At 64.9% G+C, this 18,136-nt stretch carries 14 protein-coding genes; 8 read left to right on the plus strand and 6 right to left on the minus strand.

Going from position 1 to position 18,136, the window contains the following annotated elements; genetic code table 11:
* Positions 1–16: 16 nt before the first annotated feature.
* The gene (locus I6F21_RS23700; RefSeq protein ID WP_225183503.1) at positions 17–1,141 is read right to left on the minus strand and encodes an NAD(P)/FAD-dependent oxidoreductase; all 1,125 of its coding nucleotides are present in this window, start codon (positions 1,139–1,141) and stop codon (positions 17–19) included.
* 202 nt (positions 1,142–1,343) lie between these two features.
* Between I6F21_RS23700 and I6F21_RS23705 the strand changes: the two genes are divergently transcribed.
* The 5 genes from I6F21_RS23705 (at position 1,344) to I6F21_RS23725 (ending at position 8,709) form a co-directional block, all read left to right on the plus strand.
* On the plus strand, positions 1,344–4,028 hold the full coding sequence (locus I6F21_RS23705) for an EAL domain-containing protein (RefSeq protein WP_225139248.1): 2,685 nt from the start codon (positions 1,344–1,346) through the stop codon (positions 4,026–4,028).
* A 138-nt stretch (positions 4,029–4,166) separates the two neighbouring features.
* On the plus strand, positions 4,167–5,639 hold the full coding sequence (locus tag I6F21_RS23710) for a glycerol-3-phosphate dehydrogenase (protein WP_225183504.1): 1,473 nt from the start codon (positions 4,167–4,169) through the stop codon (positions 5,637–5,639).
* A gap of 169 nt (positions 5,640–5,808) precedes the next feature.
* Complete coding sequence (locus tag I6F21_RS23715) at positions 5,809–6,981, plus strand: ABC transporter ATP-binding protein (protein ID WP_225183505.1); 1,173 nt, start codon at positions 5,809–5,811, stop codon at positions 6,979–6,981.
* On the plus strand, positions 6,978–7,892 hold the full coding sequence (locus I6F21_RS23720; RefSeq protein ID WP_225183506.1) for an ABC transporter permease: 915 nt from the start codon (positions 6,978–6,980) through the stop codon (positions 7,890–7,892). Before I6F21_RS23715 ends, I6F21_RS23720 begins: the two co-directional genes overlap by 4 nt.
* 4 nt (positions 7,893–7,896) lie before the next feature.
* Positions 7,897–8,709 (plus strand): ABC transporter permease subunit, encoded by an 813-nt coding sequence (locus tag I6F21_RS23725; protein WP_036041161.1) that lies wholly within the window; start codon positions 7,897–7,899, stop codon positions 8,707–8,709.
* 116 nt (positions 8,710–8,825) lie between these two features.
* Here I6F21_RS23725 and I6F21_RS23730 read toward each other — a convergent pair whose 3' ends face one another.
* The 4 genes from I6F21_RS23730 to I6F21_RS23745 form a co-directional block, all read right to left on the minus strand.
* Complete coding sequence (locus tag I6F21_RS23730; protein WP_035998760.1) at positions 8,826–9,677, minus strand: carbohydrate ABC transporter permease; 852 nt, start codon at positions 9,675–9,677, stop codon at positions 8,826–8,828.
* Positions 9,674–10,546: a sugar ABC transporter permease gene (locus I6F21_RS23735; RefSeq protein WP_035998764.1), complete on the minus strand. Its 873-nt coding sequence runs from the start codon at positions 10,544–10,546 to the stop codon at positions 9,674–9,676. Before I6F21_RS23735 ends, I6F21_RS23730 begins: the two co-directional genes overlap by 4 nt.
* 93 nt (positions 10,547–10,639) lie before the next feature.
* Entirely contained in the window at positions 10,640–12,025 is a 1,386-nt protein-coding gene (locus tag I6F21_RS23740; protein WP_109142529.1) for an ABC transporter substrate-binding protein, read from the minus strand.
* Positions 12,026–12,213: 188 nt separating this feature from the next.
* Entirely contained in the window at positions 12,214–14,097 is a 1,884-nt protein-coding gene (locus tag I6F21_RS23745; protein ID WP_225112929.1) for an AsmA family protein, read from the minus strand.
* Between the two features lie 288 nt (positions 14,098–14,385).
* Here I6F21_RS23745 and I6F21_RS23750 point away from each other — a divergent pair, with 288 nt between their 5' ends.
* Genes I6F21_RS23750 through I6F21_RS23760 form a run of 3 tightly spaced genes read left to right on the plus strand, consistent with a single transcriptional unit; the run spans position 14,386 to position 16,419 of the window.
* On the plus strand, positions 14,386–15,093 hold the full coding sequence (locus I6F21_RS23750) for a CoA transferase subunit A (protein WP_035998773.1): 708 nt from the start codon (positions 14,386–14,388) through the stop codon (positions 15,091–15,093).
* Positions 15,094–15,111: 18 nt separating this feature from the next.
* Positions 15,112–15,762 (plus strand): CoA transferase subunit B, encoded by a 651-nt coding sequence (locus I6F21_RS23755; protein WP_035998776.1) that lies wholly within the window; start codon positions 15,112–15,114, stop codon positions 15,760–15,762.
* Positions 15,763–15,783: 21 nt separating this feature from the next.
* Positions 15,784–16,419 (plus strand): GNAT family N-acetyltransferase, encoded by a 636-nt coding sequence (locus tag I6F21_RS23760; RefSeq protein WP_225183507.1) that lies wholly within the window; start codon positions 15,784–15,786, stop codon positions 16,417–16,419.
* 81 nt (positions 16,420–16,500) lie between these two features.
* On the opposite strand, the gene I6F21_RS23765 is transcribed toward I6F21_RS23760, so the two are convergent.
* Positions 16,501–18,135: an iron ABC transporter permease gene (locus I6F21_RS23765; protein ID WP_035998781.1), complete on the minus strand. Its 1,635-nt coding sequence runs from the start codon at positions 18,133–18,135 to the stop codon at positions 16,501–16,503.
* Position 18,136 lies beyond the last annotated feature (1 nt).

Consider the following 18,136-nt stretch of genomic DNA (forward strand, 5'->3'; position numbering starts at 1 on the left):
CTCTCGACGCGCACACTTATCCGCTTCTCGAAACACTGTCGATATCTGCGAGCTCGGCGACGTGATCGGCGATCGCGAGCGAGGACGTCAGTCCCGGCGATTCGATGCCGAACAGATTGATCAGGCCTGCAACGCCGTGATCGCGCGGGCCCTGCATCAAGAAATCCTGCGTGGCCACGGCCGGCGGCACGATCTTCGGGCGGATGCCCGAATAGCTCGGCATCAGCGCGCCGTCAGGCAGCGTCGGCCAGTATTTGCGGATCGCGGGATAGAAGCGCTCGGCGCGTGACGGATCGACCTCGTAGTCGATCGTCTCGATCCATTCGACGTCAGGCCCGAAGCGCGCCTGTCCTGCCATGTCCAGCGTCAGGTGCACGCCCAGGCCGCCGGGCTCGGGCACCGGATAGATCAGGCGCGAGAACGGCGCCCTGGCGTTGCAGCTGAAGTAGTTTCCCTTGGCGAGATAGGCCGGCGGAATCCGGTCCAGCGGCATGCCGTCGATGCTGCGCGCCACATGCGTTGCCGACAGCCCCGCGGCGTTGACGAGGAGGTTGCATTGCAGCGTCATCGGTGCCTCGCCGCCGGCATCGATCTCGATGAGGCCGGCCGCCGCCTTGGCACGGATCAGCGGGGTGTGAAACGCGAAAGCTGCGCCGGCGTCCTCGGCTTCGCCGCGCAGCGAGAGCATGTAGGAATGGCTGTCGATGATGCCCGTCGACGGTGACAGCAGCGCGGCGTCGCAGGCGAGCGCCGGCTCCAGCGCGCGTGCGGCCTCGCCCGAGAGCAGCTGCATGTCGAGCACGCCGTTGGCCTCGGCATGCGCCTTGATCGATTGCAGCTTCTCGGTCTCCTTCGGGCTGGTCGCGACGATCAGCTTGCCGCAATTTTTGTGCGGGATGCCGCGCTCGGCGCAGTAGCGGTACAGCGCGTGCTTGCCTGCCACGCACATGCGCGCCATCCAGCTCCCGGCCCGGTAGTAGATGCCGGCATGGATCACCTCGCTGTTGCGCGAGGAGGTGACGGTGCCGATCGCCTCGGCTTCCTCGAGCACGATCACCTCGCGCCCGGCCTGGGCGAGCTTCCGGGCCACCGCGAGCCCGACCACGCCGGCTCCTATGACGACGCAATCGACCCTATCCATGGTTGTCCAGGATACCAGTTGGAAGCACCGGTGGCGCACGGTCCGGATGCGGCGGCGCAGGCGGGGCTTCCGTTAAGAAGTCGTTTATCATGTCAGGGCAATTGCCGCATTTTATGTCACATTATTCTGTTGTGTCGACAGGCGTTTACCCGATCCAAACCCGCGAGGCCAGACAATCCGACGTTGAAATCGCGGGTGGCTGATGGCTGAGAAGAACTGGCACGTGGGCAGCACGCTTTCGATTGCTGTGCACGCCCTCCTATGCCTGGCCGTTACGGGCGCGCCTGCGCGCGCCTTTGCGGCATCGGACAGCCTTGCCGTTCCGGGCGATCTCACCAGGCTTGATCCCGGCGTGATCTGGGAAGCCCTCATCGCGGGCATCGTGGTCTGCTCGTTCCTCGCCGCGATCGGGCTGTGGATCCATTCCTCGCTGCGCCGGTCCAGCCGTTTGCAGCTGCGTCGCAACGCCTTCATCTCCTCCGCCATGAACAACCTCAACCAGGGCGTGGTGATGACGGATGCGCAGCGCCGCGTCATCTTCTGCAATGACCGCTATCTAGAGATCTATGGCCTGACGCGATCCGACCTCCGGCCCAACATGACCGGTTGCGACATCCTGAGGCTGCGCCGCGAGCGCGGAGTGCTCGGCGTCACCGATGACGAATTTTACCAAAAGGCATCGAGCGCCAATGGCCTGACCACGGAACTGCCGGACGGACGGGCTATCCTGGTGAAGTATTTCGTGTTGCCGAACGGCGGCTCGGTGGCGACCCATCTCGACGTCACCGAGCAGCGCAACCTGTCGCGGCAGCTCGCCTCCACCAAGCAGTTCCTGGAATCGGTGCTCGATCATGTGCCGGCCTGCGTGGCGGCCAAGAACATCGAGGACGGCTGCTACATCTTCGCCAACAGCGCCTATGAGAAGTTCTGGGGATTGTCGCGGGACTTCGCCGTCGGCAGGAATGCACGGGAGCTGTTTGCGTCGGCCTCGGCGGCCAGCATCGAGGCCGCTGACCAGGCCGCGCTCAATTCGCCGGATGGCCAGCACCGCAATGAGTTCGAGGTGGATCGTGCCGGCGCGCGGCGCATGGTCGCCTCGATCCGGATCGTGGTCCGCAACGAGAGCAACAAGCCCGAATTTCTGCTCATCCTGTTCGAGGACATCACCGACCGCCGCTCGCTGTCGCAGGAGCTGGAGAGCACCAAGAAGTTCCTCGAGCTCGTGGTCGACAACATCCCGGTTGCGCTGATCGTGGAGCAGGTCAAGGACGGCCGCTATCTGCTCGCCAACCGCAGCGCGGAGACGATCCTCAACCGCAGGCGCGAGGAAGCCACCGGACTGACCGCGTCCGACATCTTCAACGCCAAGGAAGCCAAGCTGATCGTCGCGCGCGACGAGGCCGCGATCAAGAAGCGCGGGATGATCACCGAGGAGCATCCGATCTCCACCAAGGGCGGCCTGCGGCTGTTCCTGACCCGCCGCGCCACTGTGGTCAACGATGCCGGCGAGCCGCAATATCTGATCAAGACCCACGAGGACGTCACCGACCGCCGGCAGACCGAGTCGCGCATGGCGCACATGGCCTATCACGACGGCCTCACCGATCTGCCGAATCGCGCCGCCTTCCTGCAGGCTCTGACCCAGATGATCGAGGCTTGCGAGGGCACCGGCGAGGAGTTCGCCGTGCTCTGCGTCGACCTCGACGGCCTCAAGGAGGTCAACGACGTCTTCGGCCATGCGCTCGGCGACAAGCTCCTGATCGAGGTCGCCCATCGGCTCCAGGATTCCGCACGCGGCGGCGTGGTGGCGCGCCTGTCCGGGGACGAGTTCGGCCTGATCATCGACGGCAAGCAGCCCGAGGCCGGCCTCGCGCTGGCGCAGCAGATCGGCGAAGCCGTCGCGAAGGATTTTCAGATCGACGGCCGGCCGGTCCGCGCCGGCATCACCACGGGCATGTCGGTCTTTCCCCACAATGGCACCGATGGCGCCTCGCTGCTCGCCAATGCCGGCGCGGCGCTGTTCCGCGCCAAGCAGAAGTCGCGCGGCACGATCAGCCTCTACCAGCCCGAGATGGACCAGCAGATCCGCGACCGCCGCGTGCTGCACCAGGACCTCTCCATGGCGGTCAAGAACGGCGAGCTCTCGCTCGCCTTCCAGCCGCAGGGGGCCGCGGGCCACAGCGTCGCCGAGAGCGAGATCATCGGCTTCGAGGCGCTGGCGCGCTGGCAGCATCCGGTGCGCGGCCAGGTTTCGCCGGCCGAATTCATTCCCATCGCCGAGGAGAGCGGCCTCATCGTCGAGATGGGCGAGTGGATCCTGCGCGAGGCCTGCCGCGAGGCGGCGTCCTGGCCGAAGCCGCTGCAGGTCGCGGTCAATCTGTCGCCGGCGCAGTTCATGCACGGCGACGTGGTCGGCCTCGTCCATTCGATCCTGATCGAGACGGGCCTCGCACCCGGCCGGCTCGAGCTCGAGATCACCGAAGGTGTTCTGATCGAGGATTTCGATCGCGGCCTTGCGCTGCTGCGCCGCCTGAAGGCGCTCGGCGTGCGCATCTCCATGGACGATTTCGGCAGCGGCTATTCTTCGCTGAGCTATCTCCAGGCGTTCCCGTTCGACAAGATCAAGATCGACCGCGCCTTCATCATCAATCTCGGCCGCAACCCGCAATCGGCGGCGATCGTGCGCGCCGTCATCGACCTCGGCCACGGCCTCGAAATGTCGATCATCGCCGAGGGCGTCGAGACGCTCGACCAGCTCGCCTTCCTCGCCAAGGAAGGCTGTGACGGGGTGCAGGGCTATCTGCTCGGCAAGCCGTTGCCGATCGGCAAATATGCCGGGCTCGTCGGCCGCGCCGAAGCCATGGAGCTTGCGCTGAAGACCGGTTAGAGCGTTTTCGAGCGAAGTGGACAGCGGCTCGCGTCAAGAAAACGCGTCAGAATATGAATCTAGAGCCACCGTTCCGATTTCATCGGAACGGAAATCGCTCTAGTGGATGGGAGTGCTTCGCTCCCATTCGACGGCTTCATGGCGGATTACGACCTCGCGATCATCGGCGGCGGCCTGAACGGCGTCAGCCTCGCCCGCGATGCGGCGGGCCGCGGCCTGCGGGTGATCCTGTTCGAGCAGGGCGATCTCGGCGGCGCGGCGTCGTCGGCCACACCGCGGCTGATCCACGGCGATCTCTCGGTGCTGGAGCGCCGCGGCTTTTGGCGGGTGCGCCGGGCACTGGCCGAGCGCCGGACCTGGCTCGCCATCGCGCCGCATCTGGTGCGGCCGATGCGTTTCGTGATTCCTGCACATGTGGACGAGCGTCCGCCGTGGCTGCTGCGGGCCGGCCTGTTTCTTTATGACGTCCTCGCCGGCCGGAGCGGCCTGCCCGGATCGACGACCCTCGACATCACCCATCACCCGGTCGGCAACGCGCTGAAGCGCCCGTTCGGCACGGCGTTCGAATATTCGGACTGTATCGTCGACGATTCCCGCCTTGTCGTGCTCACGGCGCTGGACGCCGCCGAGCGTGGTGCGACGATCCGGACCGGGGCGCGCTGCGTGCGTGCCGACCGAACCGACATCTGGCGGCTCGCCGTGGTCGATCGCGGCCACCGCCGCTCCGTTACAGCAAGGGCGCTGGCCAATACCAGTGGCGGCTGGACCTCGATCGTCGCGGAGACCGTCCTGCGCCAGCCGCAGCCCGCCGCGACGGCCATGCAGATGAGCCAGATCATCGTGCCCAGGCTGTTCGATTCAGACAATGTCTACGTGTTCCAGAACAACGACGGCCGACTGATCTTCGCAAGCCCGTTTGAGCGCGCGTTCACGCTGATCGGCACAGTCACGCACGATTTCACCGGCGACCCCGCCATCGTGGCGGTGCGAGGGGCCGATGTCGGTTATCTCTGCGAAGCGGCGAGCCGCTACTTCCGCGAGCGCGTCGCCCCGACCGACGTGGTCCGGACGGTCTGCGGCGTCAATCTGAGGCCCGCGTCCGCGCGGCAACGCGAGGGCACAACCCTGTTCCACGCGCGCCGGCGCAAGGCACCGCTGATCACGATGTTCGGCGGCGACCTCACCACCGCGCGCCGGCGCGCCGAGCGGACGGTGACGAGGCTGACGCCGTTCTATCCGATGTCGCCGCCCTGGACCGCCGGCGCAGCGCTGCCAGGTGGAGATTTCGCCTGGGATCGTTTCGACACCGAGGTCGACCGCGCACGCGAGCGCTGGCGCTTTCTGTCCGAGCCGGAAGCCCAGCGCCTGGTCGCGGCCTACGGCTCGCGATTGGCGGCCGTGCTCGGTGAAGCAAGGACGCGCAAAGAGCTTGGCCCAGCCTTCGGTCCCGAACTGACCGGCGCGGAGGTGCGATATCTCATGACCTGCGAGTGGGCGCGTTTTCCGGATGACGTTCTGTGGCGCCGTTCCAAGCTGGGCCTGACAATGCCTGCGGCGGACCACGACGCGCTGGCGGCGTTCATGGCGGATGTGAGCCGGTCACTGGTGTAGCCCGGATGGAGCGAAGCGAAATCCGGGAGAGTCTCTGCGCCGGCGAACAGCCCCGGATTCCGCTTCGCTCCATCCGGGCTACGGCGGCGCGATGTAAGTTTTCCCCGAACCGGTTGAGCTAAACACGATCGGCCGCTAGCGTGCGGCGGAATCGGGGTTGGCAGGGACCATGGCGGAAGAATTGCCCGGAACGAACGTTGCGGCTGAAACGGCTGGCGGAGACGCATGTCCGGCGGCCGGCCAGCCGCTGCTGCGCATCGAGGGCGTCGCCAAGACCTTTGGCACGTTCCGCGCCGTCGACGGCGTGTCGCTCGATATCAAGGCCGGCGAGTTCTTCGCGCTGCTCGGCCCGAGCGGCTGCGGCAAGACCACGCTCTTGCGCATGCTCGCGGGCTTCGAGGCGCCGGACGAGGGGCGTATCCTGCTCGGCGGCAAGGATATCGCGCAGGCGCTGCCGCACGAGCGCCCGATCAACATGATGTTCCAGAACTATGCGCTGTTCCCGCATCTGTCGGTACGCGACAACATTGCCTTCGGCCTGAAGCGCGCCGGCATGCCGCGTGCCGACATCGCCACGCGCGTCGCGGAGATGGTGGCGCTGGTCAAGCTCGAGGGATTGGAGAAGCGCAAGCCGGACCAGCTGTCCGGCGGTCAGCGCCAGCGCGTGGCGCTCGCCCGCGCCTTGGCGCGCCGGCCGCAGCTCCTGCTGCTCGACGAGCCGCTCGCAGCGCTTGACAAGAAGCTACGCGAGAGCACGCAAGCCGAGCTGATGGAGCTGCAGCGGCGGCTCGGCATGACCTTCATCATCGTCACCCACGACCAGGAGGAGGCGATGACGATGGCTGATAGAATCGGCGTGATGAACGCCGGAAAGCTCGCCCAGGTCGCCAGCCCCCGCGAGCTCTACGAGGCGCCGCGTTCGCGCTGGGTCGCCGAGTTCGTCGGCGACATCAATCTGTTCGACGGCGAGTCAAAATTGCGCGACGGTCATCGTCTGGTCATCGGCACGCGCGATGCGGGGGCGCTGGTGGTGGCCGAGCCGCGTGAGGCGGTCGGCACCGGAAAAATGGCGGTCGCGATCCGCCCCGAGAAAGTCAAGCTGTCGCGGCGCGGCCCGGCCAACGAGGCCGGTCGCGAGACGGCGATCAACACCCTCGAGGGCGTGATCGCGGACATCTGCTATCTCGGCGGCACCACCACCTATAAGGTGAAGCTCGACACCGGCGGGATGCTGCAGGCGTCGGTCGCCAACAGCGCGCGGCTGGACGTCGACGCCTACAGCCTGAACCAGCATGTCGTCGCCTGGTTCACGCCCGACGATTGCGTGGTGCTGCAATCATGAGCTCGCGCCGCATCTTCGCAAAGCCGGCGCGCTTCGCGGCCATCGCGCCCTATGTCTGGATGGTGCTGTTCTTCCTGGTGCCGTTCGGCTTCGTGCTCAAGATCAGCCTGTCGCAGACCGCGATCGCGCAGCCGCCTTACGAGCCGGTGTTCGACCTCACGGCGGGATGGGACGCGCTGAAGGCGGCGTTCGCTGCGCTCTCGGTCGACAATTTCAAGCTGCTCGCCTCCGACGACATTTACGTCTTCGCCTATGTCCGCAGCCTCACCGTCGCCCTCACGGCCACCGCGCTGCTACTCCTGATCGGCTATCCCATCGCCTACGGGATGGCGCGGCTGCCGCAGCGCTGGCAGGCGGTGGCGATGGTGCTGGTGATCGTGCCGTTCTGGACCTCGTTCCTGATCCGCATCTACGCCTGGATCAACATCCTCCAGCACGACGGCCTGCTGAACCAGGTCCTGCTGGCGCTGCATCTTTTCAGCCAGCCCGTGGTGTGGCTCTCCACCGACACCGCGATGTATATCGGCATCGTCTATTCCTATCTGCCGTTCATGATCCTGCCGCTCTACGCGACGCTCGCCAAGATGGAGCCGGTGCTGGAGGAAGCGGCTGCCGATCTCGGCGCGCCGCCCTGGCAGGTGTTCTGGCTCGTCACCTTCCCGCTGTCGCTGCCCGGCGTCGGCGCCGGCGTGCTCTTGTGCTTCATCCCGATCGTCGGCGAGTTCGTCATTCCCGACCTTCTGGCCGGCTCCAACGCGCTGATGATCGGCCAGACCCTGTGGCTCGAATTCTTCACCAACAAGGACTGGCCGGTTGCCTCGGCTGCCGCGATCGTGCTGCTGGTCGTGCTGCTGGTGCCGCTCTTGCTGTACGAGCGGCTGCAGAAGCGGCAGCTGGAACAGGGAAGATAGCGCGATGCGCAAGGTCTCCCGCCTGTCCCGCTTCAACATCGCCTCGCTCGCGCTGGGGCTGGCGTTCCTCTATTTGCCGATCCTGATCCTCGTTCTCTATTCCTTCAACGCTTCGCGCCTGGTGACGGTGTGGGGCGGCTGGTCGCTGCGCTGGTATCATGAGTTGTTCAACGATCGCGCCATGATCGAGGCGGCCTGGATGAGCCTGCGGGTCGCTGTCGCCTCCGCGACGATCGCGACGCTGCTCGGCACGCTCGCAGCGGTGGCGCTGTCGCGCGGTGAACGCTTTCGTGGTCGCACCCTGTTCTCAGGCATGCTCTACGCACCGCTGGTGATGCCGGAGGTGATCACCGGATTGTCGCTGCTCTTGCTGTTCGTTGCGCTGAACGCCGAGCGGGGTTTCTGGACGGTGACGATCGCCCACACCACGCTCACCATGTGCTTCGTCACGGTGGTCGTGCAGTCGCGCCTCGGCTCGCTCGATCGCTCGCTGGAGGAGGCGGCGATGGATCTCGGCTGCAATCCCGTCGGTGCGTTCGTTGCCGTAACGCTGCCGCTGATCGCCCCTGCAATCGTCGCCGGCTGGATGCTGGCGTTCACGCTGTCGCTCGATGATCTCGTGATCGCGAGCTTCACCACGGGCCCAGGCTCGGCGACGCTGCCGATCCGCATCTATTCGGAGGTGCGGCTCGGCGTGAAGCCCGAGATCAACGCGATCTGCACGCTGGTGATCGCGCTGATCGCGGTGGTGATCGTGATCGCTTCGCTCGCCTCCAAGCTGTCGAGCTCGCAGGGCGAGAGCGCGGCGCCGCTGTAGAGGAGAGCGTCACTCCGGAGCGATACGCAGCATTGAACCATGGTGCGGAATAGCGCACCTGAGAAGCTCGAGATTCCGGGTCTGGTCCTTCGGACCATCCCGGAATGACAGCCTATTTACGACTTCACCGCACCCGCCGTGAGCCCGCCCACCATGTAGCGGCGGAAGGCGTAATAGACCGCGGCCGGCGGCAGCGCGTAGATGAAGCCCGTCGTCATCAGCAGCTCCCAAGGCGAGTCGTCGGCGGCGAGGAAGTTGCCGAGCGCGACGGGGAGGGTGATGTCGCGGTCGTTCGACAGCAGCAGGAACGCGTAGAGATACTCGTTCCAGGCCAGCAGCACCGCATAGGTGCCGATCGCGACCAGCGAGGGCATCATCAGCGGCAAATAGACCAGGCGGAAGATCTGCAGCGTGGTGGCGCCGTCCATCACCGCGGCTTCGTCCAGCTCCACCGGCAGCTTGTCCGAGGCCTGCTTCAGCACCCAGATCGCGTAAGGCGAGGCGATCGTCACCATGGCCAGGATCAGCGACCAGTGATTGTTGAGCAGGCCGTAATTGCCCATCGTGCGATACATCGGGACCGCGAGGAACGCCGCCGGAATGAAATAGGTGAAGAGCGCGAGGTTCAGCACGGCGCGGCCGCCCGGCACCTTCAATCGCGAAATCGCGAACGCCGCGGCGGTCGCGATGAACAGCGTGAGCACGCCCACGGAGACTGCGATCAGCGTCGAATTCCAGAACTGGGCGTAGAAGTCGCGCAGGAAGTAGTGCTGCTGCTTGAACACGATTTCGAAGTTGTGCAGCGTCGGATGGTCCGGCCACAGCTTGCCCGAGAACGCGTCCTCCTTCGGGGAGATCGCGAACAGGAACATGTGGTAGATCGGGATCATCGTCCACAGGAAGACGGGAATGCCGATCAGCAGCAGCCGCGCTTCCGTCGCGACGTCACGGAGGGAGGGAAGCTTCATCGCGACAACCGTTTCATCATGAAGTAAACCAGTGGCAGGACGAACGGCATCGCGCAGACGATGGATGCCATCGCGAGCGAGAGCTGGTCGAGCCGAAGATAGCGGATGCCGAGCGTCGCCAGCACGTGCGTGAGGTCGGCAGGTCCGCCGCCGGTGAGCAGGTAGACGCTGTTGAAATCGCCCAGCGTCCAGATCATCGAGAGCAGCGTGCAGGTGACGTAGAGCGTCTGCATCGACGGCCAGGTGATGTAGCGGAATTTCTGCCACCAGCTGGCACCGTCGACCTCGGCGGCCTCGAACAGATCGTGCGAGATCGCAAGGCGCCCGGTGATCAGGATCAGCGTCCAGAACGGCAGCGACTTCCAGATGTGCACGGCGATCGCCATGCAGAGCGCGACGGTCGGGTCGTTCAGCCAGTTCGGACCGTCATCGCCGGTCAGGGAGAAGATGAAATGGTTGACCATGCCCCATTCGGGATTGAGCATGAAGCGCACCGACAGGATGGTCGGGATCGACGGCACCGCCCAGGGCAGGATGAAGATCACCGACAGCCATCTGATCCAGGTGCGCTGCTGCGCGAAGAAGCCGGACAGGAACAGCGCAATCATCATCTTGATGTTGATGCCGACGACCAGGAAGATCAGCGTGTTGATTGCAGCGCGCGCGAAGATCGGGTCGTGATATAGCGCCACATAGTTTGCCGGATCGCGTGCCAGCCAGAGCCCGTAGCAGACGGGATAGACGACGAAGGCAAGGAAGACGAGCAGATAAGGTGTTAGCAGGAGGATGCCCCAGACCTGCGCCGGGGTCAGCCGCGACGACAGGGGCGGGCCGGGTATTGCCTGATCGCCAGAGAGCGTGATCGCCATTCTTTCGGACTCTTCAAAGAGAAGCCGGCCGCGAGACGCGGCCGGTGTTGTTGTTGCACTCTCCCCCGCAACGCGGAGAGATCGGCGGACGACTCAGCCCGCGACCTGCTTGATGCGGGCGATGAGTTCGTCGACCGCCTTGTCGACCGGAACCTTCTCACTGACGACGCGGTTCATCGCCTTCGCCCACACGTTCTCATTGTTCAAGATCGTGAACTTCCAGTTCCTGGTAAAGTCGAACTGAGAGGTGCCGCCCTTGAACTGGGTGTAGACGGCCTTGCGGTGCTTGTCGGCCTGCCAGAACGGGCTTTCCTGGCTTTCTTTCGTCACCGGGAACCAGCGGCCGAGCGCGCCCTCGATGTAGGGACGGATGTTCTCTTCCTGCAGCAGGAAGTTGAGGAACTGCTTGCCCTCGGCCTTGTTCTTGGCCGCGGTGAAGATCAGACCCGTCTTGACGTCGGAGCGATACTTGATGGTCGAGCCATCGGGAGCCTTGGGGAAGGACGCCGTGACGATGTCCTGCTCATAAGCCTTTTTGCCGGCCTCGCGCTGTTCCGGCGTGAGGTTCTGGTTCTGTGACTCCTCGTACCATTTTGCTGCGATCGAGATCGTGAAGTTGTGGGTCATCACGATCGTCTTGTTGTGGAAGGCGACATTGTTGTCCGGGTCCTTCCAGGTGGTCGCGGAGGGCGGGGCGCAGCCCTTGGTGTAGGTGTCGGTGTAGTCCTTCAGCGCCTTGATCAGGCCGTCGCGGACCTTGGGGTCGTCGACCAGCAGCTTGCCGTCGTCGTCGACCAGCTTGACGTGGTAGGCGTCCATGAAGGTGTAGAACGATTGGAACGAGTCGGTGGATTCCACGCCCATCGGCTGGCCGACGGCATAGATGCGCTGGCCCGTGGCCTTACGGATCGCCGGCTGCACCTTGTCGCACCAGAAGCTCCAGTAGCCGGTCCAGTCGTTCGGGATGTCACTCTGCTTGAAGCCGGCTTTCTCCAGCATGTCGTTCCAGATCTGGACGTGCATGCTCTGCTGCTTCAGCGGGAAGCCGTAATAGGCCTTCTTCTTGGCGACGTCGTTGTAGAGGATCGAGGCGTCCAGCGTGTTCTGCACGAACCGGCCCTTGATCGGCTCCATGACGTCGGTGAGGTCCTCGAGCTTGCCCTCATAGGCCCACTTGCCCTGTACCTGCACGTCGTAGCTGTCGGAATAGGCGACGTCGGGCACGGTGCCCGCATCGAGCGCTGCGACGGTCTTCGGAATCATGTCCTGGATCGCGTATTGCGACAATTCGACCTTGATGCCGGTCTTGGCTTCAAACTTCTTGATCGTCTCGGCGAGCGCTTCGTCCTCGGACTTGTAAAAGCCTTTGACCCACCAGACCGTGATCGTCTTCTGTTGCGCAAATGCGGGCGCAGTGGCGGCAAACAGCCCAACCGCAGCGACCGCCAATGAAACCGCGCCAATAACCTTGGATTTCACGTTTTTCTCCCTCAAACGGCCGGTGTTTTAACCGGTCGTATAAAACACTAGCGCATGGTGGTAGCGCAATCAACGCATCTTGTCGGACCAAGGTCGTAGCGCGTCGGAGATGCATCATGCGCGCATCGATCCAATCGCCGCATCAATTCACCGGGATCAATTCGCGCGCGCTCCACGGCGCACAATCGTCAGTTCGACTTCGCGCCCTCTTTCGCATTTTCGGCGGTCGGCGATCCCTCCGGGCGCTTTCCCCCCGTGATGCGCTGCTTGAGGAGATCGAGGAAGGGAGACGCCGCCGGCGACTGCCGGATCAGGCTTTCGGGATCGGGAAAGATCAGGGGATCGTCCCAGGGGCCCTGCACCATGAAGGGCAATTGAAAGCCGGACGCCGTGTTGAGGCTCGCCACGCCCTTCATGTCGTATTCGCGGGTCGGCACCGAGGCGGTGCCGGTCAGCGTGATCTTGGCCGCCGGGCCCTCGATGCGGATGTCTTCGGCGGTTGCGATGCCGTCGGAGAATTTCACGGCGATCGTGAGCTTGTCGTATGGCGTCGAGCCGCTGCGGAAATTGCCGCCGCCCGACAGCGGCCGCCGCTCCAGCCGCTTCAGCAGCTGCTCGGCATTGAAGCCCGCGATCGCGCCGTTATGCCCGGTCACGGTGGCGCTGCCGTCGAGCGACTGCACGAGGCCGAACGGGCTCGAGCCCGAGGCGAACAGCGAGACGTTGATGTTGCCGCGGCCGGACAGCTTGTTGAGGCCGAACAGCTCGGTGGCGCAGGCCTGCAGATCAACGTCGGTGAACTGGAATTGCGCCTTGATGTCGGCGACCGTATCGGACCGCGCGATGCCGAACGAGCCTTTCGCGATACCGCCATAGACCTGCGCCTCGCCGACCGAGAGCGCCAGCGTGCCATTCCGCAAATTGGCGCCGATCGCGGTGCGGCCGAGCCGCGTGGGCCCGACCGTCAGCTTGGCCGCCGACAGGCGCATGTCGAGGTCGGTGGTCGACAATCCCTGGAGGTCGAACAGCTGCCTGTTCCAGTCGCGCGCGCCGCTCGCGAGCAGGCGGAACGTCGAGATATAAGGTGTGAAGTCGAGCGCGTCGGCGGCGAGCGTGGCCTGCAGCGTCTGCCGGCCGTTATTGGCGTAGGTCATGACGCCTTCGGCGGCATTGCCGTCGAGCTCGACGTTGACATTGGTGAGCGCGATCGAGGCGCCGACGACGTTGGCGCGCGCCTTCAGCACGAAGCGGCCGAAGCCGCCGCTGCCGGGCTGCGGCTGTCCGGTCCAGCGCAGCGCGTTGCGCAAGGACGGGCTGTCCACAGTGAGCGTGCCCTCCATCATCGCGCTGGTGCGATTGGCGACGCTGCCGTCGAAGGCGAGCTTGAGCGGCGCGCTGGCGATGCGCGCCTTCAGGCCGGAGCGGTCGCCGGAGAGGGCGGCGACGAAATCGGAAAAGCTGATCGAGCCGTCGACGCGCTCGCCGCGCCAGTCGAACTGCCCGGTCGCGGCAAAAGAGCGCGAGATCGAAGGCCAGGCCAGCGACAGGTCGATGTCCTCGAGCTTCTCGTTGGCACGCGTGGCAACGTCCTCGTAATCGAGCACGCCGTCCTGGATGCGGATTTCGGAGAACGAGACCTGGTTCTCGGCCCCGGGCTTCATGGTGCGTGCGATGGTCTGGATGAAGGGCGTCCAGTTGCTCTCGCCGTCCGGCTTCAGGCTGACGTGGATGCGCGGCCGCAGCAGCGTCAGGTCGGCGATCTCGAAACGCTGCAGCAGGAGCGGCAGCAGCCGCAAATTCGCGGTAAGCACGTCGACCTGGAGCGCGGGAGCGCTCGTGCCGCCGCCCTTGAGGCCGACGTCGCGGAAGGAGATGTAGCTCGCCGGAAGCACCGAGATCTCGATGCTGCCTGCGACATTGAGCTCGAGCCCGGTGACGTCGCGGATCTGCGCTTCGACCGCCTTGCGCAGCGCGTCGCGGTTGATGAGCCAGGAGGTCGCGATCAGGGCGATCAGCGCGACGCCGAGCAGCGCCGCGATCGGCGTCCCGAGGCGCTTCATTCCTTGGGCCATGGTCAATGGCATGTCCTGATCGGGTTGGTCGTTGGAGCCAGAAAGGCGGGCCGCGAAACGTGTGTGCCGAACGCCCAGATCCTATGGTGTTAAGTACCGCAACTTGATGGGTTTTCTTGACGCTTTCAAGGCCGCTGCGCGGTTATGCCCACGGCATGGGCAGCTTCTATCACCCGGGGGCGGAGCGGAGAACCCCGTATCATTGACGGCTTCGGACGATTTCGCCTAATAATCGCCGCCAATGAGGCGCGACGCCCGCCAGCCCAAGGTTCAGTCGAGGTTTTTTGTATGAACAAGGTCTATCCCGACGCCAAGTCGGCGCTGTCAGGCATTCTAAAAGACAATATGATGATCATGTCGGGTGGCTTCGGCCTCTGCGGCATTGCCGAGGAGCTGTCGGACGCGATCCGGGATTCCGGCGTCAAGGGCCTGACCGTGGTCTCCAACAATGCCGGCGTCGACGGCATCGGCCTTAGCCGCCTGCTCGAAACCCGCCAGATCAAGAAGATGATCTCGTCCTATGTCGGCGAGAACAAGCTGTTCGCCCAGCAATACCTCGCCGGAGAGCTGGAACTCGAATTCAATCCGCAGGGCACGCTGGCCGAGCGCATCCGCGCCGGCGGCGCCGGCATCCCGGCCTTCTACACCAAGACCGGCGTCGGCACGCTGATCGCCGAAGGCAAGGAAGTGAAGGAATTCGACGGCGAGAAGTACCTGATGGAGCGCGGCCTGTTCGCCGACCTCGCCATCGTGCACGCCTGGAAGGGCGACACCGCCGGCAACCTGATCTACCGCAAGACCGCGCGCAACTTTAACCCGATGATGGCGACCGCCGCGAAGATCACGGTGGCCGAGGTCGAGCATCTGGTTCCCGCCGGTGAACTCAATCCCGACCACATCCACACGCCCGGCATCTTCGTGAAGCGCATCGTCGAGGTCGGCACGGCCAAGAAGCGCATCGAATTCCGCAACACCCGCCCGCGTACCGCCGCTTAAGCGCAACAGGAGACTCACATGGCCTGGACCCGTGAACAGATGGCCGCGCGCGCCGCGAAGGAATTGCGCGACGGCTACTACGTCAATCTCGGCATCGGCATCCCGACGCTGGTCTCGAACTACATCCCCGATGGCATGGACGTCTCCTTGCAGAGCGAGAACGGCATGCTCGGCATGGGGCCGTTCCCCTATGAGGGCGAGGAAGACGCCGATCTCATCAACGCCGGCAAGCAGACGGTGAGCGAGCTGCCGTCGACCTCGTATTTCTCGAGCGCGGATTCCTTCGGCATGATCCGCGGCGGCCACATGGATCTCTCGATCCTCGGCGCCATGCAGGTGGCCCAGAACGGCGATCTCGCCAACTGGATGATCCCCGGCAAGATGGTCAAGGGCATGGGCGGCGCGATGGATCTCGTCGCCGGCGTTAAGCGCGTCGTGGTGGTGATGGAGCATTCGGCCAAGGACGGCCCGAAGCTCCTGAAGAGGTGCAATCTGCCGCTGACCGGTGAGCGCGTCGTCGACATGGTCGTCACTGATCTTGCCGTCTTCACCATCGACAAGCACGGCGATGGCGGCATGGCGCTGATCGAGCTCGCCGACGGCGTCACGCTCGACGAGATCAAGTCCAAGACCGAAGCCGAATTCCGCGTCGCGCTGAAGAACACGTAGGGTCGTCGTAAAGGGGCGCGCATGACGATACGGTCCGCGCGTCCCGAAGATGCCGTATTCATCGCACAAACCATCCTGAATTCGATGCGCGGCCACCGGCCGCGCGGCTGGTTCGACGTGGCGCTCGGCTGGCCGGAAGCGGACTGCCTCGCTTTCGTCGCGCGCGTCGCCGTCGCACGGGCGGTGTCGATGTGGCGTTTTTCGCAGTTCCTGGTCGCCGAGATTGATGGCAAGCCCGCTGCTGCACTTTGCGCCGTGCCGGCAGCCGGCACCGGACCGGCGGCATGGCGCGCGGTCGAAGAGGTCGGTCTCTCCATTGGGCTGACGGCGTCAGAGCTCGACGCCATCCGCCAGCGCGGTGCCTATTCGCGAGCTTGCTGGGTCCAGGGCGGCGAGGGCGACTGGATGATCGAGCATGTCGCGACCGACCTTGCCTATCGTGGTCGTGGCTTGATGCAGGCGTTGATCGCGCATGCGCTGGACAAAGGGCGCGCAGCTGGGTTTGCCCGGGCGACGATATCGTTCCTGATCGGCAACGAGCCGGCCGAGCGCGCCTACGCGAAGGCGGGTTTTGTCTTCGCGGAAGAGAAGCGCGACCCGAATTTCGAGGCAATCATCGGCGCGCCCGGTTTTCGCATGTTCGCGCGGAAGATTTGAGCAGGTTGCAGGCACCGGCGACAACCAAGCGTTTGCTATCAATTGGTCGAAGCGCCATGAATGTGCGGACGATGTGCCCCTTCAAGCGGGGCCGCTCGGCACCTCGGAGAACCGGGTCAGCCAGGCAACTGGGCCGATGCTCGCGGCGATGATCAGGAGGGCCGCGAGCGCGCCGTCCTCGAAATTGCCGCGGCTTGCGTACTGGTAGATCGACGTGGACAGCGTTTCGACGTTGAGGGGCCGCAGGAGCAGCGTTGCCGGCAGCTCCTTCAGGCAGTCGACGAACATGATGATGACGGCGCCAAGCATCGCGGGCCGGAGCAACGGCAGATAGATCTGCCTCAACATGACCCCCTGGCCGGCGCCGACCGCGCGCGCGCTCTCGTCATAGTCGCTCGGAATGCTGTCGAACCCGGCCTTGATCATGCCGACCGGCACAGCCAGAAAACGAATCGTGTAGGCGATCACGACGGCCATCCCGGAGCCGACCAGGACCAGACCCGGAAGCGAACGTCCGGTCCAGGTCGCGACCGCGCTCAGCGCATTGTCGACCGCCAGCACCGGGGTGAGCAGGCCGAGAGCGATGACGAGACCCGGCAGCGCGTATCCGGCCTGCGCGATGCTCAGCGCGACATATCGCAGAGGATCCGGCCGCAAGCGATGCGCGATCGTCGTGGCGAGCGCAAGCATCAAGGCCATGAGCGTTGCGAGCCCTGCAAAGGCAAACGAATGGAAGGTGTGGCGCCACAGCAGCGGGTCGAAATTTGCAAGCAGGCCGCGGCCGAGAGCCTGATGCGCCAGATAGAGCAGCGGGACCACGAAGCCGATCAGCACCGGCAGCACGCAGACCGCGAACGCGATCGACGCTCTTGCGCCCGACAGCGGGGTTCGCCGCCTCACATGCGGGCTTTCGGCCGAGAATTCGATGCTGGCGTTGCGACGGCCGTAACGCTCCATCGCGATCAGGCCGGCGACGATCGCAAGCATCAGGCATGCGAGCTGCGCTGCACCGGCAAGGCTGCCGCGGTTGAGCCAAGTGGTGAAGATCGAGACCGTCAGCGTGCGGATGCCGAGATATTCGCTGGCTCCGATGTCGTTGAGCGTTTCCAGCGCGACCAGCGCCACGCCGACCGCCAGCGCCGGCCGCGCCATCGGCAGTGAAACGCGCCACAAGATGGTCCATCGGCCGGCGCCCAGCGTCGTGGCCGCTTCCGCGAATTCGGCTGACTGAACCTGGAACGTCGCACGCGCCGAGAGATAGACGTAAGGGTAGAGCACGAGCCCGATCACGAAGATGGCGCCCGGCAACGAGCGGAGGTTGGGCAGAAGGCCGAGGGCATCGCCCAGCGGCAGCCAGGTCGCCAGGGTGCGATGCACCAGGCCTAGCGGTTCGAACAGATCGGCATAGACGTACGCCGCAAGATAGGTCGGAATCGCCAGCGGCAGCGGCATCAGCCACAGCAGCATGCCCCGGCCGGCAAAATCGTGGCGCGACATCACCCATGCAGTGCCGGCGCCGATCAAAAGTGTGACCGCGCCGACCCCGACGAGCAGAAGGGCAGTGTCGAGAAGGGCGGCCGGCAGCACGTAGTTGATCAGGTCGTGCCACACATCCGATGCCGGCTGCAAAGCCAGCGAAACGATCGAGATCACGGGCGCCGCGACCAGGACCGCGGTTGCGATCGCGATGGCGGTTGCGGCGCGACCGGCCCGCACA

It is taken from the genome of Bradyrhizobium sp. NBAIM03 (assembly GCF_020194055.1).
GTDB classification, from domain to species: domain Bacteria; phylum Pseudomonadota; class Alphaproteobacteria; order Rhizobiales; family Xanthobacteraceae; genus Bradyrhizobium; species Bradyrhizobium yuanmingense.

What these genes read in the sequence shown, in the direction of transcription:
- I6F21_RS23700 (WP_225183503.1), bottom strand. Translation starts at nt 1,141, where the DNA reads ATGGATAGGGTCGATTGCGTCGTCATAGGAGCCGGCGTGGTCGGGCTC.
- I6F21_RS23715 (WP_225183505.1), top strand. Translation starts at nt 5,809, where the DNA reads ATGGCGGAAGAATTGCCCGGAACGAACGTTGCGGCTGAAACGGCTGGC.
- I6F21_RS23710 (WP_225183504.1), top strand. Translation starts at nt 4,167, where the DNA reads ATGGCGGATTACGACCTCGCGATCATCGGCGGCGGCCTGAACGGCGTC.
- I6F21_RS23755 (WP_035998776.1), top strand. Translation starts at nt 15,112, where the DNA reads ATGGCCTGGACCCGTGAACAGATGGCCGCGCGCGCCGCGAAGGAATTG.
- I6F21_RS23730 (WP_035998760.1), bottom strand. Translation starts at nt 9,677, where the DNA reads ATGAAGCTTCCCTCCCTCCGTGACGTCGCGACGGAAGCGCGGCTGCTG.
- I6F21_RS23705 (WP_225139248.1), top strand. Translation starts at nt 1,344, where the DNA reads ATGGCTGAGAAGAACTGGCACGTGGGCAGCACGCTTTCGATTGCTGTG.
- I6F21_RS23735 (WP_035998764.1), bottom strand. Translation starts at nt 10,546, where the DNA reads ATGGCGATCACGCTCTCTGGCGATCAGGCAATACCCGGCCCGCCCCTG.
- I6F21_RS23720 (WP_225183506.1), top strand. Translation starts at nt 6,978, where the DNA reads ATGAGCTCGCGCCGCATCTTCGCAAAGCCGGCGCGCTTCGCGGCCATC.
- I6F21_RS23725 (WP_036041161.1), top strand. Translation starts at nt 7,897, where the DNA reads ATGCGCAAGGTCTCCCGCCTGTCCCGCTTCAACATCGCCTCGCTCGCG.
- I6F21_RS23745 (WP_225112929.1), bottom strand. Translation starts at nt 14,097, where the DNA reads ATGGCCCAAGGAATGAAGCGCCTCGGGACGCCGATCGCGGCGCTGCTC.
- I6F21_RS23750 (WP_035998773.1), top strand. Translation starts at nt 14,386, where the DNA reads ATGAACAAGGTCTATCCCGACGCCAAGTCGGCGCTGTCAGGCATTCTA.
- I6F21_RS23760 (WP_225183507.1), top strand. Translation starts at nt 15,784, where the DNA reads ATGACGATACGGTCCGCGCGTCCCGAAGATGCCGTATTCATCGCACAA.